Source organism: Nostoc sp., assembly GCF_036917275.1.
Taxonomy (GTDB): domain Bacteria; phylum Cyanobacteriota; class Cyanobacteriia; order Cyanobacteriales; family Nostocaceae; genus Nostoc.
Window position 1 is genome coordinate 85,881 of the sequence record NZ_JBALDF010000006.1, and the last position, 24,623, is coordinate 110,503.

General features: G+C 40.4%; 23 protein-coding genes and 1 pseudogene. 18 read left to right on the plus strand and 6 right to left on the minus strand.

Translation table 11 applies throughout. The annotated features are described in order from the left end of the window. Positions 1-685 precede the first annotated feature (685 nt). Both V7K35_RS29575 and V7K35_RS02010 read right to left on the minus strand, forming a co-directional pair. Positions 686-766 (minus strand): annotated as a pseudogene (locus V7K35_RS29575) (DUF4114 domain-containing protein); the annotation flags it as partial. A 724-nt stretch (positions 767-1,490) separates the two neighbouring features. Continuing rightward, on the minus strand, positions 1,491-2,525 hold the full coding sequence (locus tag V7K35_RS02010) for a substrate-binding domain-containing protein (protein WP_335075943.1): 1,035 nt from the start codon (positions 2,523-2,525) through the stop codon (positions 1,491-1,493). Between the two features lie 1,765 nt (positions 2,526-4,290). Between V7K35_RS02010 and V7K35_RS02015 the strand changes: the two genes are divergently transcribed. The 12 genes from V7K35_RS02015 (at position 4,291) to V7K35_RS02070 (ending at position 17,540) form a co-directional block, all read left to right on the plus strand. Next, a complete protein-coding gene (locus tag V7K35_RS02015) occupies positions 4,291-5,520 on the plus strand; it encodes a choice-of-anchor tandem repeat GloVer-containing protein (protein ID WP_335075944.1) in 1,230 nt (409 codons plus the stop codon). Positions 5,521-6,731: 1,211 nt separating this feature from the next. Continuing rightward, positions 6,732-7,349: a hypothetical protein gene (locus V7K35_RS02020; RefSeq protein WP_335075946.1), complete on the plus strand. Its 618-nt coding sequence runs from the start codon at positions 6,732-6,734 to the stop codon at positions 7,347-7,349. An 18-nt stretch (positions 7,350-7,367) separates the two neighbouring features. After that, a complete protein-coding gene (locus V7K35_RS02025) occupies positions 7,368-7,739 on the plus strand; it encodes a hypothetical protein (protein ID WP_273766249.1) in 372 nt (123 codons plus the stop codon). Further along, positions 7,693-10,440: a hypothetical protein gene (locus tag V7K35_RS02030; protein ID WP_335075948.1), complete on the plus strand. Its 2,748-nt coding sequence runs from the start codon at positions 7,693-7,695 to the stop codon at positions 10,438-10,440. The genes V7K35_RS02025 and V7K35_RS02030 overlap by 47 nt, the downstream gene beginning before the upstream one ends. Before the next feature lie 110 nt (positions 10,441-10,550). Then, on the plus strand, positions 10,551-11,423 hold the full coding sequence (locus tag V7K35_RS02035) for a hypothetical protein (RefSeq protein WP_335075950.1): 873 nt from the start codon (positions 10,551-10,553) through the stop codon (positions 11,421-11,423). A gap of 137 nt (positions 11,424-11,560) precedes the next feature. After that, positions 11,561-12,622, plus strand: a complete 1,062-nt coding sequence (locus tag V7K35_RS02040) for a hypothetical protein (RefSeq protein ID WP_335075952.1) — start codon at positions 11,561-11,563, stop codon at positions 12,620-12,622. A 113-nt stretch (positions 12,623-12,735) separates the two neighbouring features. Continuing rightward, positions 12,736-13,560, plus strand: coding sequence for a hypothetical protein (locus V7K35_RS02045; RefSeq protein WP_335075954.1), 825 nt, complete (start codon positions 12,736-12,738; stop codon positions 13,558-13,560). 50 nt (positions 13,561-13,610) lie between these two features. After that, positions 13,611-14,315, plus strand: coding sequence for a hypothetical protein (locus tag V7K35_RS02050; protein WP_335075956.1), 705 nt, complete (start codon positions 13,611-13,613; stop codon positions 14,313-14,315). After that, positions 14,312-15,937, plus strand: a complete 1,626-nt coding sequence (locus V7K35_RS02055) for a hypothetical protein (RefSeq protein WP_335075958.1) — start codon at positions 14,312-14,314, stop codon at positions 15,935-15,937. Before V7K35_RS02050 ends, V7K35_RS02055 begins: the two co-directional genes overlap by 4 nt. A 118-nt stretch (positions 15,938-16,055) precedes the next feature. Beyond that, on the plus strand, positions 16,056-16,628 hold the full coding sequence (locus tag V7K35_RS02060; protein ID WP_335075960.1) for a hypothetical protein: 573 nt from the start codon (positions 16,056-16,058) through the stop codon (positions 16,626-16,628). Between the two features lie 351 nt (positions 16,629-16,979). Continuing rightward, entirely contained in the window at positions 16,980-17,219 is a 240-nt protein-coding gene (locus V7K35_RS02065) for a hypothetical protein (protein WP_334792744.1), read from the plus strand. 63 nt (positions 17,220-17,282) lie between these two features. Next, the gene (locus tag V7K35_RS02070) at positions 17,283-17,540 is read left to right on the plus strand and encodes a hypothetical protein (RefSeq protein ID WP_335075962.1); all 258 of its coding nucleotides are present in this window, start codon (positions 17,283-17,285) and stop codon (positions 17,538-17,540) included. Between the two features lie 50 nt (positions 17,541-17,590). Here the strand turns inward: V7K35_RS02070 and plsY are convergent, their stop codons facing one another. After that, positions 17,591-18,268: a glycerol-3-phosphate 1-O-acyltransferase PlsY gene (plsY, locus tag V7K35_RS02075; protein ID WP_335075964.1), complete on the minus strand. Its 678-nt coding sequence runs from the start codon at positions 18,266-18,268 to the stop codon at positions 17,591-17,593. Positions 18,269-18,345: 77 nt separating this feature from the next. Further along, positions 18,346-19,620, minus strand: coding sequence for a DUF3086 domain-containing protein (locus tag V7K35_RS02080; protein WP_335075966.1), 1,275 nt, complete (start codon positions 19,618-19,620; stop codon positions 18,346-18,348). Between the two features lie 94 nt (positions 19,621-19,714). Between V7K35_RS02080 and V7K35_RS02085 the strand changes: the two genes are divergently transcribed. Then, a complete protein-coding gene (locus tag V7K35_RS02085) occupies positions 19,715-19,843 on the plus strand; it encodes a hypothetical protein (protein ID WP_335075968.1) in 129 nt (42 codons plus the stop codon). Positions 19,844-19,851: 8 nt separating this feature from the next. On the opposite strand, the gene V7K35_RS02090 is transcribed toward V7K35_RS02085, so the two are convergent. Further along, the gene (locus V7K35_RS02090; protein WP_334792739.1) at positions 19,852-20,268 is read right to left on the minus strand and encodes a DUF3119 family protein; all 417 of its coding nucleotides are present in this window, start codon (positions 20,266-20,268) and stop codon (positions 19,852-19,854) included. Between the two features lie 87 nt (positions 20,269-20,355). Continuing rightward, positions 20,356-21,153: an MlaE family lipid ABC transporter permease subunit gene (locus tag V7K35_RS02095; protein WP_335075970.1), complete on the minus strand. Its 798-nt coding sequence runs from the start codon at positions 21,151-21,153 to the stop codon at positions 20,356-20,358. A gap of 418 nt (positions 21,154-21,571) precedes the next feature. Between V7K35_RS02095 and V7K35_RS02100 the strand changes: the two genes are divergently transcribed. From V7K35_RS02100 to V7K35_RS02120, 5 genes are all read left to right on the plus strand, one after another. Further along, on the plus strand, positions 21,572-21,868 hold the full coding sequence (locus V7K35_RS02100; protein ID WP_335075971.1) for a hypothetical protein: 297 nt from the start codon (positions 21,572-21,574) through the stop codon (positions 21,866-21,868). Between the two features lie 544 nt (positions 21,869-22,412). Further along, positions 22,413-23,234, plus strand: coding sequence for a signal peptide peptidase SppA (gene sppA, locus V7K35_RS02105; protein WP_334792736.1), 822 nt, complete (start codon positions 22,413-22,415; stop codon positions 23,232-23,234). Between the two features lie 102 nt (positions 23,235-23,336). Continuing rightward, the gene (gene aroH, locus V7K35_RS02110; RefSeq protein WP_334792735.1) at positions 23,337-23,750 is read left to right on the plus strand and encodes a chorismate mutase; all 414 of its coding nucleotides are present in this window, start codon (positions 23,337-23,339) and stop codon (positions 23,748-23,750) included. A gap of 183 nt (positions 23,751-23,933) precedes the next feature. Then, positions 23,934-24,188 carry a hypothetical protein gene (locus V7K35_RS02115; RefSeq protein WP_335075973.1) on the plus strand — a complete coding sequence of 85 codons (255 nt, stop codon included), beginning with the start codon at positions 23,934-23,936 and terminating at the stop codon, positions 24,186-24,188. Further along, positions 24,185-24,592 carry a type II toxin-antitoxin system VapC family toxin gene (locus V7K35_RS02120; RefSeq protein WP_335075974.1) on the plus strand — a complete coding sequence of 136 codons (408 nt, stop codon included), beginning with the start codon at positions 24,185-24,187 and terminating at the stop codon, positions 24,590-24,592. Before V7K35_RS02115 ends, V7K35_RS02120 begins: the two co-directional genes overlap by 4 nt. Positions 24,593-24,623 lie beyond the last annotated feature (31 nt).

Below are 24,623 nucleotides of genomic sequence, written 5' to 3' on the forward strand. Positions count from 1 at the left end.
AGTACTAACCGTATATTATCTGGGCTTGTGACACATTAAACTTGTCCGTTCTTGTTAGCACATTTTTGGACAGTGAGATATACCAGTTTTACACGAGGTATTCCAATATAGTTTGGCTAGCTAAAAATTTTAATTTTTGCAATGCTAAAGACTCTTATCTCTAAAGGATAGATTGTCAATATGAACTGACATAAAACACCTCCACAATCTAAGGGTGTAGAGATTTAGATTCGGAGAGGCGTCAATTATAGTCAGTTACATGACCGAAAATATTTCTCAACTATCTAATTATAACATTATAACATAGTTGACGGTTGAACTTTTTTCAACTACTCTGACCCATAGATATTAGGCCACCAACAACAGTAAGGTTGTATTCAATTCCGACTTTTGGATAATTATATACGTATATTAACTAGTTTTAATTATTACTAAAATAAATTGAAAATTAGAATAAATATTTAGTTTAATCGCCTCATCTCATAAAGTAAACTAAGCACTGCTTTCGGTTTGCTCAAATCCTTATTTTTAGATTGTAGTCAGTGCCCAACCCCAGATTACCATGCGGGTTCTCCAAAGGAGTACAAGCCCACGCCAGTTAGGAGATTCATCCATTCGGTTATCCTCAGACTGCCTTATTCACCTTTTTTGGTGGTTATAAACTCCTAAAATTACTACACAGCACTCAAATTAGCTCGCACAATAATATCATATCGTTAAAATCTTTGTCACCACCACTTGCTAAATCCTCAAAGCCAAAGGTGCTATTCCCTAATGGTTAGGTGGGTTAGGTTTCGAGGGTTTTGATGTTATTGAAGAAGAATACATTCCTCAGAATACAGGAGCGGAGCCGGAGACGCTCCGCCTCCGGTCAGAATAAGAAATTGGTTGAGGATTCTGACCCCTTCCAATTAAAGACGAGTGCAAAGGGAGGGGTTTTAGACCCTTCTACTCAGAAGCCAGGAGTCAAAAAAATATGAGCGTTCTATCTTTCTGAATTCTGACTTCTGACGAATGTTTTCTGACTCCTGACTCCTGACTCCTGAGTTCTTCTTGATAACGATACTTTTCAATCCTTTAAGAGCGATCGCAATCACAAACTTTCTGATATTTATTTATACCCATTTATTGCCTTATATTTCCTAAAAATTAAGAGCATCTTTACGAGTTATTGACATAAATAATCGCCTAAATAAATCCCCAGGATTGTAAATATAATCCTGGGGAATCATCCTGACTTTTTACGAGATATGGAAAAGGTCATTTTGAGGGTTTCCCAAGCCTTGATTTTTGCGTTAGCTATTTTCATAAACTCAGAGCTATTGACAATGAGACTATGGAAAAAGCCAAACTTTTTCGCAGCTTGAGGACTTACCGTGAAAAGTCAGAATTTCACGAATCTTTTAGGACTGCTATAGCTAATAGCTGTTAAAGTCTCTCAACAGAATTAACAGCTATTTTATGGTAGTCTGCTAGGTTAATTTATAAACCTAAGGAACAGAACCATATCCGATAGATGGAGCTAAAGCTTTTGCACCTGTAATGAACCCTTTAAAGTCCAAGTCTGAGTAATACAAGAAATAAGTTGCTCCGGAAATGGGATAAGCACCTGCACTCTTGGGATCGGTCAAATTATCAATTCTAGTCAGCTTCTTATTAGTACCGTATGTTACAACAGTCCCATCTTTAATAGCCGCTGTAATTGAAGCTGGTGAGACAGCAATATACTTACCTGCCTTGTTAAGTAAGAGTGCAGCAGGTAGCTTTTTAGTTAAACGGGTAGCATTATCCACATAACCAATTGCACCTTTATTACTTGTGATCGTGGTGGCTACACCTCCGCCACCAGTAGCACCAATGAAAGCGCCTGGCCAACTAACAGTTGTACCCACTCCTCTATTCCATACATCAGCTGCTGGAACACCTGGAGTCTTACATACAGTATTGAGATGACTGCTTAAAATAAAAGTGCTACCACTTGAGTCAGCACGATGTACAACTTTGATGGGTACATTGAGTGCTATTTGGCTACCGTTATCTGCACTAATGCTCTTATCGCTCCAATTTTTGATGTTACCGTTCAAAATACCACAGTAACTAGCTCGTGAAAGCTTAAGTCCACTTGGTGGTATAGTAAGACCATTAGTGTTAAAAGCTAATGTGATTCCGACACCTACCAGAGGCACTTGGACGTAACCACGACCGCCAGTAACTTTTTCTGTTCCTGCTACAGGGTCGTCACTAGCTGCAAAAGCGAGTGGGCGAGGAGTACCAGCTGGTGGGGTTTGAGTGAAAAAAGCTTTTAACCCTGCGCCACTACCATTTGCAGTATATGTGAATGTGAACTTCGATTTTAGAGCTGTAAATAAAGCACTTACAGTACTTGCACCTACACCATTACCTATATTGGGCGCAGCTAGAGATATCAAAGTAGCAGATTGACCTACTACTAAACCAATTGTGATGGCAAATACAGAAACTGAACCTGCCAAATGGGTCAATGGACGATCGCGATAAAAAGCCATGTCAAACTCCTTCAAATTAATTTCCGGTTCAACACCATATCAAATCAAAATCAAGTGTCAAACTGGCGATTATAAATAACCTTATATAATGACAAGAATATTCATTAGAAAGGTTATCAGTAAATCAAAAGTTTTCACAAAGCTCTGAAGAATGTAGACTAAACTCAAGGTAAAGTTTTCAAAGATGTAGAGGGCATTTAGCTATTGCTAATTGACCCTATTGCATGATTATTTACTACTTAAAAACTCTCCATTTCTAAGTAAATTTGTAGAAATAAATTTTGAGTGGCTTTACTATCAGGGAGTGTGGTTACTAGGTACTATGAGTCATATCTCAATTCCCTTCTCAGTCTCTTATTCCCTTTTAAAAAGCCATGTTTAATTCTACCTACTTACTTATTTGGGATGGCAATTTTATCTTAGATTATGAAAATCACTATCTTTAAATATATATCCCCAGCAGTTTGCCACAAGCTACCGCTAAAGTGCTAAGTAAAGAAAGTCAGTATTTCAAAAATCTTTTAGGTAGCTAATAGCTGTTAAAATTTGCCAACGAAATCAACAGTATAATCTCAAGGTAAAGTTCAAGTAATGATTGCATTATGGAATGATTAAAAAACTTAAATATATTTGTGGAATTTAAAGGTGTTTGAAAAGTGGTTTTTGCCGCAGTTTTTTATTCTCTCTGGAAAGTAAAATCTAAAATTTTCGCTTATATATCAATACAGATCAGTTAAGCTTAAAACTCAACTTCTGCGTAAGTTGGGTTAAGGAACGAAACCTAACACTTCCGTGACTTTGTTGGGTAACACTAAAGTTCTACCCAACCTACAATTTTCTTAAGTGAACCGTATTGGCTTATATATAGTTTTCCTTAATTAAGCTTTTTTTAAAAGTGTTAATAAGTATTTAATAAATTTTACGCAGTTGACAAATTAATCAGCGCGTGTATTAACAAAAATACGTTGTTTTAGCATTTTATCAATCATCCTTTTATTAGTTGCATAGGCGTAGCCCAACCCAGATGTCGCAAAAAAATAGCTGAAAAATCTAGTTATCATACCAGAAACCCACATTTCATATTTAGTGTTTTATGTCAATGGGTAAGTCATAGTATTAGCCCCTTCAAAGGGGATAAAAATAGGACTTACGCACACTCTACGAATTCTCGGCGCTCTTGGCGTCTTGGCGGTTCGATAAATTAAGCTTTTTAGCAATTTTTGCGTAAGTCCTAAAAAATTTTGCTCAAGAAACTCCTCTTTAAGCTCTTGATGTGGTTAAATAAGATGCTTTTGTGTCCTAGCAGTAAACAGGGCTGAATGCAATACTTTTGGGTTAAGGATTTTTGGTATTGATTTTAGGTATGTAGAGAGGTTGCAAGGCAACCTCTCTACAAAAGATTTCGAGCTTAACCCAAGCGTATTGGGGCTGGATGGGTTGGATGTCTCTCTTTGACACCTTTAATTTAACGAGGGGTTAATTTAATAACCAAGCGATCGCCTGGCTATTATACCAATTGGAGTAATCATTAAATATCTTTCGTAAAAGTATTGTTTTAAAAGCATTTGAGATTATCCTCTATCAAACTAATAAAAAAGCTTTATTTTGTCAAAATTTAGGGTTTTTTCCAATTTTTTGTGTTTATCACGACATCTAAAAAAAAAATAGTTATTTATGCTACTAAACGAAGTCATTAACGAGGTCAATTTTACGTTATTGACTTAAGCGCTATATCCAGTCTCATCAAATTTTTTCTAGGTTTTAAATGAATAAGACTAATTTGTACAAACAACGTCAAAACAAAAAGAAGGTATCAATTTTAACTTCCCTGGCTGTTTTGGCTTCTCCATTGGTATTGCCTTTACATCAAGCTGTTGCTGCATCATTGACTACTGTTGCAAATTTCAACGGTGCTAATGGATCTGCGCCAAGATCTGGTGTATTTCAGGGTAAGGATCTCAATCTTTATGGAACCACTTCTGCTGGTGGCTTATCTAACAACGGAAGTGCATTCAAGTTGAGTGGTGCCGGTTTCAATACTCTGACCACACTGATAAACTTTACGGGAACAGCCCTACCTAACAGAGGAATTAATCCAATTGCTAGATTATTCCAGGCAAGCAATGGCAATTTATATGGGGCGACCTTTACAGGTGGCGCAAGTAACCTCGGTACATTGTTTAGCTTGGCATCACCAGCTTTTACAGGTCTGACAACTCTTGTGAATTTTACTGGCATCAGTAATGGAGCTAACCCAGCAGGCCGACTGATTGCGGATAGCACTGGCAAGGTTTTGTGGGGGACAGCCTCGGCAGGTGGGGCCAGTAATAAAGGAACTATATTCAATGTTCCGCTGAGTGGCAGTCCAGTTACCACTGTAATCAGCTTCACCGGTACTAATGGAGCAACCCCATTAGCAAGATTGCAACTAGTGACTACCAATGGAAGCTACTATGGCACTGCCTCTTTAGGTGGAGCAAGTAATAAGGGAGTTGTATTCAAGTACACTCCTGCTAATCCTATTGCTACTAGGTATAGTTTTTCTAGCTTTACTGGCGCTAATGGGGCAAGTCCAGAGGCTGGATTAACTGTATCTAGCGGATTTATCTACGGCACTACTAGGTTAGGCGGAGCCAGCAATGTAGGTGCTATATTCAAAGTTCCAATTGGAACAGCCACCAATCCTATCGGTGCACCCGTTTTAGTTGCCAGTTTTAGTGGCGTTAATGGGGCCAACCCAAAGGCTGCGCTTACACCAGGAGCAAGCAGTGGTATCTTCTATGGCACAGCTTCTACTGGCGGGGCAAATAACAAAGGAGTTGTCTATCGATTAAATGTTGGAACTACTTCAACTATCACCCAGTTGATTAGTTTTAATACCACTAATGGGGCAACGCCAGAGTCCACGCTAATTCCGGTCGGTACTGATTATTACGGTACTGCCTCTGCTGGTGGCACTTCTGGTAAAGGAACTGTATTTAAATTTACACCATAGCCTGAAGATATAGCGCTTCTCGTTTGGATGCAATACACTCTGACCTCACTTCTATTTCTCTCTCCTTTAAGGAGCTACGGTGTACACATAAGTCTGAAAATAGCTGAAGAAGACAGGTTTTACCCCACCCTAACCCTCCCTGATGTGTTGGGGAGGGAACCGGAAATCTCATTTCCCCCCTTATAAAGGGAGGTGATACGACTTGTGTGTAGACCGTAGCCTTTAAGAGGCTTTGAGGCTTACTCCCCAACGCGACAAGGGTTGGGGCTTAGGTCTGTATTCCATGCAATTGAGAACCGCTATAATCTACGTGCAAAATAAATAGTAGAACGTAGATTTGAAAAATGTTGATTTATTACTTTCAGATAGTCAGGAAGCGTGGCTATCTGAAAGTAATTATGGACAGTGGGAGAAACTAAATTTCCTAGTAAATAAAATTGCTGCAATCAATGACGTTATAATAATTTATACATAATTTCTCTGAGATTATCTCCGTCTAATTGCCCATAATTAAGAGAACCTCATCCCGCCTCTAACTAAAGCTACAGGCTCCATGCCTCTAATCCCCACTTCGTAGGGGCACCGAGTTTCCATACTAAGGGAAAGGCTGCTCTTAAGAAGTCACGCACAAATCATAAGTAATTTGCCAGACATCAGATGAAATGCCTAATAATGCCCAATCAGCTTTAAGAGGTCATCAGTGATAGCATAGATGGTAATAATTTAATTCAACATAAATCCCTTCTAATTTTTCTCTGGAGGGGATCTTATTCCTTAAATGATCTCGCTCGTTAAATAATCTCGTTGCGATCGCTTTCTCAAATAACTAGCAACTTGGGTTATTAGGATAATACCTTACAAAACGGTTGCTTGGAGGAATAGAAGGTTTTTCTGTATAACCTGTAACTATCGCTATTGTATGACTCTGATGAGATAATAACGAGTTTAAACGAGCTTAAACGATGAAGTCAGATTTGTCAGGGAAGTAGGGATACCTGGCGGCAAGCCCTACGGGTGACGCTCGTACCTTCATACTTATTAAATAAATATTAATGCTTTCTTAACTTAATCTAATACGAATTTATGTATAGTATAGAACTTTGCTAAACTTTATAAGTTGAGGAAAAATGAGTATTCAATCATGTTAAATTGGAAATAATTGTAAAACTTTAGACAACCAACACTTAAGTACATTATAGGAAAATTAGCAAATGTCTAGACAAAGTTCTCACGAGAGAAACTTTTTCAAAGCTTTAACTGGTAACGCTGTAAAAGGATCTCAGAAGTTAAGACTGGGACTGCAATCCAGCTTGATTATTCTGGTTGAATCTATACCTTTTTTGATTGCTTGTGCTGTATTTATAAGCGTTATCAGCCTAAAAAGTCCTATCCTGCTTTTTTGTTTACTAGTTGGTAGTTTAATTGCAGTCATTACCCAGCAAATTGGGCAGCAGGTGAATTTACCAAGGCGATCGCTAATATTATTACAAATTTTAGCAGCAGCTATCATTCTGAGTTTGTATTGGTTAGACTGGTTTGCAGCCCCTGCACAAGCACAGTTTTTTGGAGAAGCTGAAAAGTTTTTCAAAAGAAACTTGGGTGGAGCACAAGCATCTGGTGGTGGTAGTGAGACAGCAATAAGTTTGATATTTAATGTGTTGCGGGCGATTTACTTACTCTATATTGCAATTTCTCTGGTTGGTGTGATTAATGCAGTGCGTAAAGATGAAGATTGGCAAAGCATTGCCAGAACTCCCCTATTAGTCGTTGTTGCTGTTACCATTGCTGATGTACTCACACGCTTTGTAATTGGTCCACAAGGGCAGTAAATAATTCAGATATTTAGAATGTCTCAAGAGCGGGAACAAGAATTTCGTCCAGTCAATCAGGTTCTGGGAAGCCAACCTTCATTAGGACCAATCCCTGCTGATCAAATTCTTCCTTGGACGGTAATTGCCTTAGCCTCCTACTTTATTATTAATGGAATTTTTGGGGGGATTTTCCAAGAAGAGTTTCAAAAATGGTTGTGGACAATACTCATGACTGGTTGGGGAATAGGAACTTGGTGGATCTTAACTGGTGGTAGGAGTTGGAGTTTTTTAAGTAAATTTATTGGTGTTCCCGCTTGGACAAGAGGCTTTGCTCGTTATCAAAGCTTACTGGAAGTTAACCATGAAGCAAAAAATCGGAAAACAAAGCGTCAGCGTCGCCGGAAATGAAAGTAGATTAACACCATTTGAAGATGCTTTACACTTGGCGACAATGCTGCGTGTTGCAATGAATGGACGTGATATTGGCGCTTACCTGTTAACAAAAGGTACTCAAAAAGATAGGTTTTGTTTTGTTTTTGGTTTTGACTGTAAGGGAATTCATACCACTTTAAGACCGGAACAAATCGATACACTTTTTAATAACATTGAAGCCGGATTGAAAGATATCCCTAGCGGTGAAAGAATGACACTGCATTTGGGATCTTTTAGTTCCGATAAAGAGCGCCAAAAAGAATTAGCAACATTAATTAGGAATGCGCCATCACGAGATATCAAATATTTGTTGATGGCGGAAAGAGCTAGAGTCAAAGAACTTACTATTTCTGGTGTTCGGAAGCCAAAATTTTTACGAATTTACGTCACTTACACGATTGAATCTAACTCGCAACATGCAGACGATTGGATAGAGAAACTTTTAGTCAAAGCTGAATCATGGTGGTTGAAATTCAAAGGGGATCTCTCAGAAGTAGAAAACCAACGCATTGAAACACTGATCACGAATGCTTACAAACAGGGTTTTCTCCGTTGGGAACAAATTTTATCTAACCAAATGGGATTGGATGTCAAGCCTTTGAGAGCTGATGAACTCTGGAAGGAAATATGGAAAAGGTTTAATGATACAGAGCCAATAGAGATTCCCCAGTTGATGACTTTAGATGAACAAGGACTGCATGAGCAAGTTAATTCAGATTTAGCTAGTACTAAATTGCTAATAGACAATATCCACGGCACAACTTTGCTGATGGAGTCTAGCGTACCTTGTGCCGATCGCCGTTGGGTTAATGTTAACAATCGTTATATTGGCGCACTGTCATTTCTGGAAAAACCCGGAGGTTGGCCAAATAAGTCTACTCAACTGCGCTATTTATGGGAACTGTTGGCCAGAGAAAGAGTAGTAGATACAGAGATTTTTTGTGAGTTGACGGCAGCAAATCCAGCATTGGTGAAAACTACTTTGCAACGAGTCTTGAAACAGTCAAACATGACGACAATCATGGCTCAAGAAAAAAGTAAAACTATTGATGTCAACGCTCAATTAAAGTTAAAGAAATCGGTAGCAGCACAAGAACAATTATTTGAAGGTGCAGTACCAATTTATACGAGCATAGCTATTTTGGTGCATCGTCCAACTGTAGAAAAATTAGATGAGGCAACAAGATATATTGAAAACTGTTTTCAACGTCCAGCAAGGGTAATTAGGGAAACTGAGTATGCCTGGAAAATCTGGCTGCAAACTCTACCAATAGTTTGGGAAGGTTTGTTGGCAACACCCTTCAACCGTCGCCAACTATATTTAACAAGTGAAGTTTCTGGATTAATGCCTTTAGTTTTAACTAAACAGGGTGATAGACAAGGCTTTGAGTTGATTGCTGAAGAAGGCGGAACACCGGTACATTTAGATTTATTTAATCAACACAAAAATTTAGCTTTGTTTGCCACAACTCGTGCTGGTAAATCGGTGTTGGTATCAGGGATTTTAACTCAGGCTTTGGCGCATGGCATTCCAGTAGTGGCGTTAGATTTCCCTAAACCCGATGGCACATCAACTTTCACTGACTATACAGAGTTTATGGAGGGGAATGGAGCCTATTTTGATATCTCTAAACAATCAAATAACTTATTTGAACAGCCAGACTTACGATCGCTAGAACCAGAACAACAGCGCGATCGCTTTAACGATTATACCGCCTTCCTAGAATCAGCTTTAATGACAATGGTTTTAGGATCATCTACTGAAAGTCAAATTTTATCGCAAACCGTGCGATCGCTGCTTAACTTAGCATTAGAAGCCTTCTTTGCTGATGAGGGCATAAAAGAGCGATATATACAGGCAATGGCAGGGGGATTTGGCACTCAGGCTTGGCTGAAAACTCCTACCTTAAAAGATTTTCTGTTTTTCTGTTCATCAGAACACTTGCAGCTAAGTTCTTTAACTGGCAGAGTAGAAGACGCCCTCAGTCAAATTCAGCTGCGCTTGCGGTTTTGGCTTTCTAGCCGCGTGGGACAAGCTATTTCTGCACCATCCAGCTTTCCTACCGATGCACAACTATTAGTTTTTGCTCTCAGAAACCTATCAGATAGTGAAGATGCAGCCGTATTATCTTTGAGTGCCTATTCAGCAGCATTACGACGCGCACTTAGCAGCCCAGCTTCTATATTCTTCATTGATGAAGCACCAATTTTATTTGAATTCGAGCAAATTTCTGACTTAGTTGGCAGAATTTGTGCGAACGGTGCTAAAGCCGGCATCAGAGTCATCTTATCAGGACAAGATCCTGATACTATTGCCAAATCTAAAGCTGCATCTAAAATTTTGCAAAACCTGACAACACGATTGATTGGACGCATTCAGCCAGTTGCAGTCGATAGTTTTGCAGACATCTTAAAGTATCCCCGCCAAATTATTTCTCGTAATGCGTCGGAAAGCTTTTTTCCCCGCAAAGAAGCCGTTTATAGCCAATGGCTGCTAGATGATAACGGTATTTATACATTCTGTCGTTACTATCCAGGTTACGAACAATTGGCAGCAGTTGCGAATAACCCCTCTGAACAAACTGCACGCAGTAAAATGATGCAACTTCACAGCAATAAATATGAAGCAATTTCCGCATTTGCACGTCAGTTAGTGGCTACTCTACGTAGTAGCTAATCGGGTTATGTAAGCAGTTAACAGTGATTCTAAAAGTTATAAATCATAGTTAAAAAGCTAAATTTATGAGTCGCTACTTAATCTCGTCTACTTTTTTTAAGCACAAATGTATGCGAAAAAATACCATTTTTACTCTTACGTTGCTATCCCTTGCAATCCTACCAGCAATGGCACAAGTTCAACTGGGATCTGGATTAGGCGAGGTTTGGACTAATTTTAAATTGTATTCCACAGATATGGGAAAATACTTTCAAAATAATTTGAGCGAAAACTTAAACCCTGTAGAAACACAGAGCCAAAATGCTCTTGATAGTGCCAAGGGAAATACAGAATTGAAAATACCTAACCCCGTAGCTGCGGGACAAAAGGTTCGTGATAACATTATCAACGAATCTTATCGTTCACAATCTAATGCAAGCCGCTTTGAAAATAATGTAGCAGTACGGGCAAATGGAGTTAGTAATGAACTCAATCGTTTTATTACTCGTGGGGCAGCAGAAGCTATTCTTGGTAAAGATGGACAAAATCGGACACAAGTAAAGTTAGAAAATACTGAAAATACACTAAAAGATATTGACGCAATTAGCGATACGGCGGGGGCACAGAAGAACCTATATATGAGCAAATTTGGCAGATTAGGACAAAACGCAGCTAATTTGGCTAAGGATCAGATTTCTGGTTTATCAAATATAGCAGAATTACTAAGTGATAATCAATTTGAAACTATTAAGATTCAACGGGCACAATCAGCAATTATAGGTGAAACATTTGCTCAGACAATACAAACAAATCAGTCTTTGCAATATTCTAATTTGAATTTAGCAAATATTTCTCAGCAGGCAGAAGAGGCGAATCGCGCTCGAAGAATAGATACATCTACAGAAGCGGCGCGACTTTTACAAGCTACTTCTCAACTAGATTTATTTCGGAGTCCGAGTAAAAAAGAAGTTGATAAGTCGGATTTGAAGATAAAAAAATTATAATTCCCCATACAATCAATTTTTAAAATCCTTAAACTTCTGACAAACCAACAGCAAATCTAAAAAACAGTTTGGTAGGGTGCATTACGCTGTCGCTAACGTACCCTACGAAATATAAAAAAACAGCCCATCAACTCAAAATGCAACTTGCTATTCAACTAATTTTTGCCCAAGTAGGTGCCCAAGTAGGCATTGATGAGGTTCTCAATAATGGTGCCGCAACTTCTCTAAGTATTGCCGAAGGTTGGAATAAACAATGGCTGGATTTATTACAAAATAATACCAGTAATAACTTGTATGGAGCGCTGACAAATCTGGGTATTTTTTTTGCGGTAGGAACCCTGTTATTTTTTATGATACAATTCCTCAAAGACTTAATATCCTACGAATATAGTCGTCCAATATCAGCTTTAATTTGGCCTTTTGTGGTGGTGATCCTTTTAAGTAATTCAGGGAAGGGAAGTATCCTTTCTAATCTGACACTGGGAGTCAGGGATTTTTTAAACACTGTGAATCAGCAAGTAGTGGTATCAGCAGATGCGGGTAAAATGTACCAACAAGCACTGAATATGAGTGTTGCTGAAGAAGTAACTGGTTCTTTTCTGCGTCCTTGTCAATCGCTAACTGGCGCTCAACAAAGTCAATGCTTTGTCAGCGCTGCCGATAAGGTCAATATTCTCTTGCAGAAATATAAAAATACATACGGAAGTAAAATTTGGATATATAGGCTACAAACTAAGTTAGATAATATTAGATATAACAAAGGCTTTATATCAGAAACCTCATTTAATTCTTTGTTAGGTTCTACAGTCCAAACAAGCATCAAAAACTTTTTAGTTTCCTTACAATATGCCTTCCAGAATTTGATAGAAGCTACTATGTTGCTGATAGCGGTTTTAGGGCCAATAGCCGTAGGTGGGTCTTTATTGCCTGTAGCTGGTAAACCAATTTTCGCATGGGTGACAGGATTTTTATCTATTGGAATCGCCAAAATTTCATTTAATATTATTGCTGTGCTGACTGCCGCAGTTATTGTAAATGGGCCAGGCCAAAATGCTAATGCTGATCCAGACTTAATGTGGTTCATAATTTTTCTGGGGATTTTAGCACCAATTTTATCATTACTTGTGGCTGCTGCTGGCGGTTTTGCAGTCTTCAGTGCTATTAGTAATACGGCTTCTTTAGTAAAGGAGAGGATATAGGAAATTCCAAATTCCAAATGAATAAAATTTTGGCAAGTGTCGTAATTGCTGAATTATATGCAAATAATAATTTATATAGAATAGCTGAAGTTTTTTGCAGAAGAGGTGAGTAAATGGTGCGTTTACTGGAAAAAAGACAATCAATAGCAAGTGTTTTGACACTCTTTGCGATCGCAACCTTCGGTTTACATATATTAGTTTTATTTTTCTTCTTATTACAAGGGCTAAATATTCGCCAACTCAGTCTGAGAAAACCTCCCAACTTTGTGCAATTAATCGACGGTAAACCAGTAGCTAATATTGATGATTTAGCAAGAGATCCAGAAGCAATTCGCCAATTCATCAGCAAAACGATGATATCAATGTTTAGCTGGTCTGGAACCTTACCACCACAAAATATTGAAGAAGTTGCAAACCCCAAACCAGATTTAGGAGTTCTTATTCAAACACCTCAAGCGAGTAGCCAAAAAGTTAGTACCAGCAGTTGGATAGCTAGTTTCGCCTTATCCGAAGACTTTCGCAAAGGTTTCTTAAGCACAGTTGCAGAAATGACACCGCTAGAAGTTTTCTCTGAAAATCCCAGCCTAGTTATGACATCACAATTAGTTATTAAGCGGGTTTATCCGCCAAAACAAATTGCACCAGGTAAGTGGCGAGTGGGTATGGTAGCCGACTTAATTCAAAAAAACCGAGTTGGTGGTGCAAAACTCATAACTCCTTTTAACAAAGATTTACTTGTACGTGCAGTAGATTATTTTGGTAATCCCCAAGGCGACAATGGTACAGACCTGCAAAAAGCAATTTATAGTGTTCGCGCTGATAGATTAGAAATCTATGAAGTTCGTAACTTATGTTTGCTAGATGGCAACAACAACCTTAATCAAAATAAATTAACGCAATGCGGGGCTGGACAAACATCTGATAGCTTTATCAAATAATATAATTTTCATTCACTGGCTCATAGTTCAATTTATATAATCAATTATTAATGCAAATACTCAAACCAGAAAATAGGAAAAATAACCCATTGCCACTGTTAGCAGTAGGAACATTTGGGTTAAATGTATTTACCCTGCTTTTACTACTATTTAACGGGTCAATGTTACAGCAGTTAGGTCGTCAACTCACACCTCAAAGTTTAGTGCAACTTGTTGATGGTCGCACTATAACCGTAGACCCCGAACCCAATTTAGAGCGGCAGCCAGAAGCTATTCGGCGGTTTGTGGGTGAAACTATGAGCTTAATGCTTACCTGGTCAGATCAACAGCCGCCAACACAAGTCTGGGAAATTACCTCCCAACTGGTAGCTGATAATTTTAAACAAAAACTTAAGTCAGAAATTACCAATTTAAATCAAGATAGCCAATTTGAAAATGTTAATAGAGGAGCAGAGAATGTATTAGTAATCCAAAAAATATCTCAACCTACAAAAATAGGTGATGGACAGTGGAAAGTGGAGATGTTTGCTAATCAACTAGTTTTTAGCGGTTATGATAGGTTGGGAAAATCAATTTCCTTTAATAAACAAATTTTAGTTAGAGCAATAGATGAACCAGCAACTTCCCTACCAAATGCAGCACTACCATTGCACTTCGCAGCTTACCGCCTTGGTGAAGCCAGACTAGAAATTTATAATGTATGTGAAATCAAAGATAAAAATTGTTCTGGAAATCCCAACAAAGCTTTACCATGACTAAATACTCAATTCCTGCGCCAACACCTCCTCAAAATGGATTTACTCTAACCACCGATGCTCACCAACAAGATGTAGAATCTTTTGATTGGGAATCGCGGATGTCAAGGTTAGTCGGCTTTGAAGAAGAATCTTCTACCGATGCCCAAGAATCAGAAGACTCTGCAACGCCCCAAGAGTCGCTATCTCTTCCACAAGAAGCTCAGACTAAGCAACCCCTCTCATCTAATCCCTTTGCAAAATTAGGCTTGGTAGGGGCTGCTACCTTAGTAATCGTTTTGGTGGGTGGTGTGTTTTTGTCGCAGTTGATGAGTAGCAATCCCAAGCCAAAAAATATTGTTCCTCCACAAGTGCGTGAGCAGCCAACTGATGAATCTACCTCTCAACAGCTAGCAGGCGAAGTAGATACTCTAAAAACGAAATTAGCTCTGACTGAACAAGCAGAGATGGTGAAAGCCGCTCAACAACAGCTCAGAACTGCCAAATCAACGCCGACAGTAGTCTTAAAAGAACCGTCAGTATCTCCCAGAGGTAGAGAGATGATCCCAACACCCCCACCACTAACACCTTACGTACCCCGAACAGTGACAGTTGAGCGCATCGTTAAAGTACCTGCTTATCAACCTGTGCGATCGCCCCAGATACCAGTTGTGCAGCCAAACACTCAACCCGTAGTCAGTATAACTCCACCATCTCCACCAAGCCCATTGCAAGAGTGGGCAAGGTTAGCAAAGTTAGGTAGCTACGGTCAAGTAAGTCTCACTGATCAACCTAATAACATCGCAGCTGCTCCTGAACCTGCAAACAATACGCAGCCGCAGGAACAGACACCACAACAGGAAACTCCTGCTCCTGTGGTCAGCCAAGCGCAAGAGAAGGGAGAGAAATCTGTAGCAGTAGGAAGTAGTGCTAAAGCTGTGTTAGCAACAGCGATATTTGGGGAAACTAATACTAAATCAGGCGGTGGTGATGAAGCAGGTGAACAGAAAAACGTATTTGTGATCCGATTGAAAGAACCACTAAAATCTACCGATGGTTCGATCGCTCTACCTGCAAACACCGAATTCCTTGCTGAAATTGGTTCCCTTTCCGAACAAGGTCTTTTGTCCATGAATGTAGTCAAAGTTATCTCGCATAATGATGGCAACCTTACAGAACGAAGCTTACCCAACAATACAATTATTCTTCGCGGTACCCAAGGGAAACCTTTAATCGCAAATAAATATCCCAGTCAAAGTTCGTCTATAGCTTCGATGGATGCAGGACTATTCGTTTTGGGAGGTCTTGGTAAAGCGGCAGAGTTAATAAATCTCCCTGATACTCGATTCGTACCACTTACTACTAGCAGCACCACCCCCAACAACACCACCGCTGAGGGCAGCACCACTGGCAGCACCCCCACTGGCAGCACAACCACTAGCAGCACAACTATTACTACTGTCACTGAACCCAGACGCAACCTTGCAGCTGGGCTTCTGGAAGGCGGTTTTAACTCTATAGTTCCCCAAATTGCCCAACGTAATCAACAAGCGATCGCCCAAATGTCTCAACAAGGTGGTGTTTGGTTTTTGCCAGCGGGTACAAATATTGAAATATACGTTAATCAAGCAACCCAGTTTTAAAAGGTAGGATTTATACTAATTTTAGATTTTGGATTGGGTAATGGTAATTGGTAATTAGTTTTATTTCCATCTTTTCAATCTCCCTTTGTTCTCTCTACCGATCTTCCCATTTGCAACCATGAAAAATAATACTAACTTGTCAGGAAATACGCTAAATAACTCTTATTTCCTACTTATAGCTTCCTTGATTTTCTCGGTTGCTATGTTCTTGTTAGTAGGTCGTGCTGTAGCTAATAATGCCGTTCTGCGTTCCGTATTTTCTTGCCAAGCACAGGGTTTAGGGGGACTAATACCTACAATCAAGGTTTGGTATCAACAAGGAACAAACTTAAGCTTTATTCCGGCTGGAGAAGTAATTAAAAAAGTTTGGTTAAACGATCCATCACAGGTAACTATGGATTTTGATGGCCCGGTATGTATGCAGTTTGGTCAAGATCCTAATACTAGTGGAGCAGATTGTAAAAACTCAGCAGCGAATGTCATTCAACTCAGACGAATTAAAAAACTGGACATTCGTGGATTTCCTCCCACTAGCAATACACTCTTAACAGTTGTTACCGAAGCGCAAGGTAAAAATAAGTTGTATACTTTTCGAGTGTTATATGGAACAGATAACCCTGAATATCACACTTTAGCAGTTTTTTCCGATCCTTCTGGTCAGGAAGGAGCTTGTGCGAGAGTTTCACAATAAATTTCTAGCAAAAGTACCAGACGACAACGACTGAAATTTCCCTCCACGAAAAGCGCTGATGCTTACGTATATCTGCTTTATGGCTTTTCTAAAAGCCTTGCTCTAATTCCCTCCTTAGGAAGGTGGGTTAGGGAGGATCTAAGTCTTTCAGCAGTTTTTTCTTTATAGAGTAGGGTTTAAAATAGAAAGTAGAGAATAATGTAGTTCAATCAATTAAAAAATGCTATAACTTAACCCTCTTAACTGACTCAGGCGTTTTCAGTCTACATCTTTATAAATCTTTAGATAAAAACTAACTGCAAATTCTAAATCCGTGCAAATATAAAGAAAAGCTTAAGAGGTTACAGACTCATGGTGACTGCTAAAATGATGCAACAGCTCTGGGCTGTAATCGAATCTACTCAGGTCAGCACCCTGCTCCAGTTTGACGATGCTGCTTTAGTACAATTGCTCCTCCAGCAGTTAAAAGTTAAGCAGGGGATTGATGCCCAGGCAGATAGCACCCTCAATACTTATATAGAATCTAAACTGCCCCTGATTCGCGATACAGCCGAAGGTAGATTATCCTTCGGGCAAGGCGGCAATGATTAGCACGAGAAATCAAATAATTGCTCACTGCCAAGCATACGCTCATAGTTCAAACAGTGGAATATTATGAATCACTGGCTAGTAATTGCCCTGGTAGCTTATCTAATTGGAGCAGCGATTGAAGGGGTGAGTACAGCCAGTCAGTTATCTCATTCAGTGCCAGAACTAGCTAAAAGTACACAAGCTCATCCTTCAGATTCTGCCACTCCGCCTAGTTCGATCTGGCGAGTTGTGGCCGCCATCGCCTCAGTAAGTATCTGTGGAGCCTTTTTGTGGCCTTGCCGCCTTTTCCACCGTTTAATTAAAGGCAACGTTCATTCATAAGCCTAACCCAGCTGAAGCATGGGGCAATATATCTATTTGCGGCTGGTTAATTATGCAGTTTGTTCTGGTGTCTCTACATTTTGCCCAATTTTTGGCTCCGTTCCCGCAAGCAGTCGTTCAATATTAGTGCGATGGCGCAAAATCACATATAATCCACCGGCAATCCCAAATAGAACATAGGGTAACGGTTGATGCAAAAGGATCATGAAAATGGAAACAGCGATCGCAGCTGCAATTGAACTCAAAGAGACAAGCCGCGATATCGCCACAACGACGGCAAACACACCCGCTGTTGCTAAACCTACCTGCCAACTCATTGTCAACAAAATTCCCAAGCTGATAGCAACAGATTTACCACCCGTAAAGCCCAAAAAAATCGATTTACTATGTCCCAGAATGGCAGCTAACCCTACTATTGTTACCAACCAGGGTTGCCACACTTGTGCATCTACCGTTGGGGGGATAAAATTCTGACTGGGTGCAAAATTGAACAACCAATAAACCAGAGCGATGGCTAATACTCCCTTTAAGGAATCAAGTACTAAAACCAATGCTCCTGGGCCTTTACCCAAGGTTCTTAGTACATTAGTTGCACCAGTGGAACCTGAACCAACTTCCCGAATATCAATACCTTTTAACTGCTTCACAGCAATATACCCAGTGGGAAAAGAACCCAGCAGGTAGGCTATGACCACAATTGCCCCACATCCGGTTAACCAAATAGCCATAATAAAATTTAAAATTCACTCATGCAAAATTCAAACAAGTCCAGAGAAATAGCTTTTAACTCTGGACTATTGACTAATTAAAAGTCATCATCATAGTTTCTCACGGTTTTGGGGTCAGGGGCAAAGGCTAACCACAGAGGAAATTGCAGTAGTGACAAACTGATTTGCTCCTCTGAATCGTCAATTATAATTAAGGGCAGTTGATTGGCCTTCGTCAATCGGTCTGCTTTCTGAGCCAGAGCATCAGACGCCTCAAATAATACCACACCTCGGTCTGGGCCAAAATCTGGACGACCGATTCCCAGACAGTCTTGCAAGCCGCGCCGCCATTCACCTAATCGCTCCGGTGTATTAGCTAAAACTAAAGTACGGACGCGATCGCCATACAGCTTGTGTAATATCGAAATTGCGGCTGAGGCAATTAAGATATTCTGTAAGCGGCTACCCATTGTCCGCAAACCACCCCGTCCCCCTTGGGTAAAAAACCAGTTGGAGACTCGTTCTGCGTGGATTGGTTCAAAGGTTCGGCGTAGTTGCCACGCTGGTCCATAGTAATCTGGTTTGTTGCGGTATTGGTCAATTAGGCGGCGAATTTGCTTTGTAGTATCTTGAAATTGCTGTTGGGCAAATTGGGGTATTCCAGGTTGGGGTTCAACTGGTTTAGCCTCTTTTACAGATGGTTTTTCTCGTTCCACCACACTTGGTGTCAGTTGCAACTGTTCAGCGGCTGCGGCCAAATCCTGTAAGCTACCTGTGAGATAGTCTTTAAAACCCTGCACCCGAATTGCTAAGTCTTGGGATGCTCCGGCAAAAGTGGTTCGCATCTCGTTGCGGATACGTTCTTGACGGCGTTCTAGCTGTTCTACAGAAATTTGCAGCGCTTGTTTGCGTTGTTCTAATTGCACCAGTGACTCTTGCACGAGCCGTCCCAGTGAGGTTTGAGTTTCAGTCACAAGTGACTGAAGGTTTTTATAAGAAGCTTCCAGCTTGGCTATTTCTTCCTTGAGAGCAGCTTCAGCGCTCTGCAACTCTGCCACTCGCTGCTCTGCCTCTGCATATAATGAATTATTTCCTGATCCGATTTTTGACCCCAGTCCGACATTTCCCGCTTCTAACTGCGCTACAAACTCGCCATTTGAATTTTCTGTTAGCTCTACTGTAGAATCTACCACTTCTGCATTGGAGATGAGTGGCTCAAAAGTTGCGTAGTCTGGTGATGAGCTAGTAGCTGCTGTTTCTACCACTAACTCAACAGATGGATTTACTGGATGTTCTACTGCACTGTTCTGTTCTTGTTTTTCTGCCAACCGCTCATCAATTGGTTCTGGGGTTTGAGATTCCTCTGGGTTCATAAACAATAGTGTAATTCCTATTACGCAAATAAATAGCTTTCAGAAATATTACAATTGACCTGCCATAAAAGTCCTGAGTCATGAGTGCTGAGTTATGAGTCTAGAGCAAAACGACTCAGCACAGATGGTACTCATACCAATTATTTGTGAAGCTGCACAAAATCAAGCTTGGTCAAACTGGGGATTTTGGCCTAAGTTCTGGAGCAAGCTTATCGGTAATTAATGTCAGTATTAAATACGTGGACAACGTTGTTCTAAGCAATTTTTTAAGGTATTGGGGTCAAATAAAATCGGCAAAAAGTGAATGCTTTTAATTTCTTTAAAGTAAAACAGGATCGGGACTCCACTCCAAAATATCCGCCAGTTTTGCCATTCCTGGTATGGGAAGCGCCGAATCAATTTTTCGCCTCTGTAAATATCTAAGTCGGTGGCGGTAAATTGTAAACGCAGCGTTAACGCCTGAAACATGAGAAACAAACCAAACAGTGTGAAAACGGAACCTACCAACGGTTGTACCAACAGTAGTGGAATGGCGGCAATCACCAACACTATAGGTATATTGTAACTAGGCTTGAGTTCCACAGTTGATGTGGAGTTAGGAGCAAATGAACTGGTCACAGTCTTAAATCCTGCTTTATTACTAGGCATCTCTCCTATTTTAAGAGTTAGGAGTAAGGAGTTTTAACTCATAATTCCTAACAGGAGGCGGAGCGTCTCCGGCTTTACTCCTAACTTTTATAGGCCTTGCAAGAATGCACTGCCAGTCCCTTGAAACATTAACCAAGAAAGAAAGAAGTTGCTAACAAATATAATCAGTAAGGCAGTCACAACAGCAGTTGTGGTTGACTGTCCTACACCTTTGGCTCCTCCTGTTGTCGTTAACCCCCAACTGCAACCAATTACGGCGATTAAAATGCCAAAGCAACACGCCTTAATCATGGCGCTCAAAATATCCCAGATACCAAGAAAGTTACGGGCTGAGTCTAGAAATACCGTATCAGACAGGCTGTAGATATTTGTCGCAATTATTAATCCCCCGAACATCCCTGTTACCAAAGATAAGAGGGTTAAAATTGGTAGCATTAAACAGCAAGCAAGGACGCGGGGAATAACCAGGTAATCGATTGGATCTGTTCTTAACATCAACATGGCATCGATTTGTTCTGTTACCCGCATGGTACCGATTTCGGCTGCAAAGGCAGAACCAACTCGCCCAGCCAAAACCACTGCTGTCAACACAGGAGCGAGTTCTCGTGTCAACGCGACAGAAAGCACTCCGCCGATAATATTTCCTGCGCCAAAGTTGATAAATTCCCGCGCCACCTGAATGGTAAACACTGCGCCAACGAAAATAGCCGTCAATAGAGCAATAAATAGGGAATCTGGCCCAACTGCTGCCATTTGTTGCAAGGTGTTGCGCCGATGGATTTTGCCCTTCAATAGGTGAACTAGTACTTGTCCACCCAGAAAAATCGCTGCCAGCAGCCGCTGACTCCATTCTCCTAAACTGGATTTGGATGTAGTCTCGTTCAATGTTCTTTAGCTAACTCGGTAACTGCCTTAAGAATAGCGGAAGTCGTTGAGAATAGGGAATGGGGACTGCCGACTGGGGCATTGGTTATTTCCCCCATCTCCCTGATCTTCCCATACCCCCAACGGGGCTGAATATTAACTTAGATTAAAGATGCTCTCATAAAATGAAGCTGTTGTTAAACATACTGTAAACCAATAAATAGGTACTAGCCTTAGCTATAACCTTGATTTTACAAGGTTTTCGTAGATTTAAGTCATTTTTTATATCCACAGCATGTGCTGTAACTGGTAGCCCTTTCTTTTAATGAAAACTTAAGATTTTTGACAGATTGTCTGCTCTGAAGCGATCGCACGTATTGTAGAAAATGACAAACCGCTATCAAGCTATTGTCACCTCTACTCACGGAGTTTGTCCTAAATGACTATTTTCATTAACTTTCTCCGCTCTTTACTACTGACGATCATTTTTAGTTTTGTCGCTCCTATGTTACTCGTTGGCGGCGGATTGTTCCTTTTATCCCTCATCGGTCACTTCCCCGGTTTACAAGAGTTAACTGAGGCGATCGCTACTGAGATTATGCATTTTCTCGCCACCTTTGGCAGTGGAACTCCTCTCCGGGGATTATTTGTGATTAGCTTGACCTGGAGTTTCGTCGGGGCACTGTTTGATATGTACGCTTATTATCGGTGTCAAATTTTACGAATTGATTCATAAGTGGTGTAAATACCTTCGTCAGGTGCTCATAGGCTGTACAACAAAGGAAAAAGTGATATTTTCAAAAGCGAAAGTACTACTGGTCTTAACCTAAATAGGGATTAGTGTTGCTGAATGAATTTTTATTGATTAAATTGACTACCAAAATTCTTGATTAAATACTTATTATTCATTAGTTATTAGTTATTAATTACTGACGACTAGTAAAGATGCGCGACCGTAGCCAAGTAATTATCAAGAGGTCAAAAAGATGAATTTTCAAGGGTTTTAGAATTTTGAATTCTGCCAAACCGCTAGAAAAGTATGTGCTAAATCACGACGTTTGAGGTTAAACTAGAGTTTGGCATTTTGTGTTAGCTACAATCTTTAAGGACTTGATTAGTATTTATCGAGAATATCAAATAAAAAGCACTGCAAAATATAAAAATTTCCTTAAAATCCTGACCAGCACAGTGCCTACTCATGTTTCTTAACAGAGCAAAGCAAGTCGTGTGACCTCTTGGCATCTTATATTGAATTATATTACGAGGTATGTTGACAACTCATGATTTGGCCGTTTAAGCCCAAGTTTAGAAAACAAATTGCGCGGATTGAAATTACTGGTGCGATCGCCGGTGCTACTCGCAAACGCGTCCTAGAAGCCCTGAAAACTATAGAAGAAAAAAAGTTTCCAGCATTATTGCTACGTATTGATAGTCCTGGCGGTACAGTCGGAGATTCCCAAGAAATTTACAGCGCCCTGAAGCGTTTGCGCGAAAAAATTAAAATCGTCGCTAGCTTTGGCAATATTTCGGCTTCTGGAGGAGTCTACATCGGCATGGGAGCCGAACACATCGTAGCTAACCCAGGTACGATTACCGGTAGTATTGGTGTGATTTTGCGTGGGAATAACTTGGAACGCTTGCTAGAAAAAATCGGTGTTTCCTTCCAGGTAATTAAGTCTGGTCCTTACAAAGACATTTTGGCTTTTGACCGGCAACTAACTCAACCAGAAGCAAACATCCTGCAAGAGTTGATTGACACAAGTTATCAGCAGTTTGTCCAAACGGTAGCTGATGGCCGTTCTTTAACAGTAGAAACTGTAAAAAGTTTCGCTGATGGTCGGATTTTTACTGGACAGCAAGCCCTAGAGTTGGGTGTTGTAGACCGCCTGGGTACAGAAGAAGATGCCCGTCGCTGGACAGCAGAACTGGTCGGTCTTGATCCGGAAAAAACTCTCTGCTATACCCTAGAAGAACGTAAACCTTTATTAAGTCGCCTTTTACCAGGGAGTCGTCAGGTTTCATCAGGAATTGGGGCTGGTATTGATTGGCTCGAATTTGAAATGTCTACCAGTGGTTTACCGTTATGGTTATATCGACCCTAGTATGAGTTAGGAGTTATGAGTGAGGAGTTATGAGTTAAAAATCTTAACTTCTCATTCTTAACTCCTAACTCCTCACGTTTGTGTTTTAAGGAGGATTTTGGCGTGGACTGGCAAATGCGGGCTATTCGCGGAGCAACAACTGCTTCAGAAAATACTGTTGAGGCAATCCGAGAGGTGGTGACAGAACTACTAGATGAGCTGGAAAACCGGAACCAATTCCAGCCGAGGGACATGATTAGTGTGACTTTCTCTGTGACACGTGATTTAGACGTAGTTTTTCCAGCTGCGATCGCTAGAGCGCGTCCTGGTTGGGATAATGTGGCCATGTTGGATGTGCAGCAAATGCACGTGGAAGGCAGCTTACAGCGCTGCATTCGGTTCCTAATCCACGCCTATCTGCCAGCCTCCGCCTCAATTCACCATATCTATTTACGCAACGCCGCTAACTTGCGTCCCGACTGGAGTTTGCCCCAATCATTACAAGCATCACAGCAAGCTGTTAAATCAAAAGTGTAAATTACTTAAATCAAATATATTTAACAAACAGCACAAGAATATAATCGTGTGCTGACGCGGCTGCTCAACCTAATGCTGGTGGAAGAATCTTCCCTAAGGTGGAACTGGTATGTGCGTGAGGATTATCTGGCATAGCTCATGCTTTTAGGCAACTATTATTATAACGATGAGTAAAGGGTAATTATGGAACAGCAAACTTTTGAAGGAACATGGGAGGAGATTCTCCTGCGTGCTTCTGAACTGACTGGACGACGAGTAAAATTAATAATCCTGACTAATGAAACCCCAAGTTACCCATCTACAGATACCTTAGATAAGTCGTTGCAAGGAAGAGTAGGGCAAGTGAATTTCCAGCCATCAAACTTGTCTGAACGTACAAGGGAAGCTTTTGCAGATATTTTGGAAGCTAAGTATGACCCTTCAAGGTTAAACCAGTGACGGTCTGCGATGCTTCTGCCCTGATTGCTTTAATTAATCAAAGCGATGCCAATCACCAACGTTGTGTTGATATATTACCTCAGCTACTAGCCCCTTTACTAACAACTTGGTCTTGTTTTACAGAAGCCATGTATTTGTTAGGTCGCTATGGTGGATGGTTTGCACAGCAGGAGCTATGGGGCTATGTTGCTGATCAGATTCTTGTGTTGCACCACAATAATGTAGAAGAACAGGAAAGAATGCGATCGCTAATGGAGCAATATCGAGATATCCCAATGGATTTGGCAGATGCTTCATTGGTAGCCACTGCTGAAACCTTAAATCAGAGACGAGTTTTTACTCTCGATCGAGATTTCCACATCTATCGATTTCGGGGTAATCAGTCTTTTGAAGTTGTACCTTGAGGGATAAATCGGTAGAAAATAGCGATCGCAG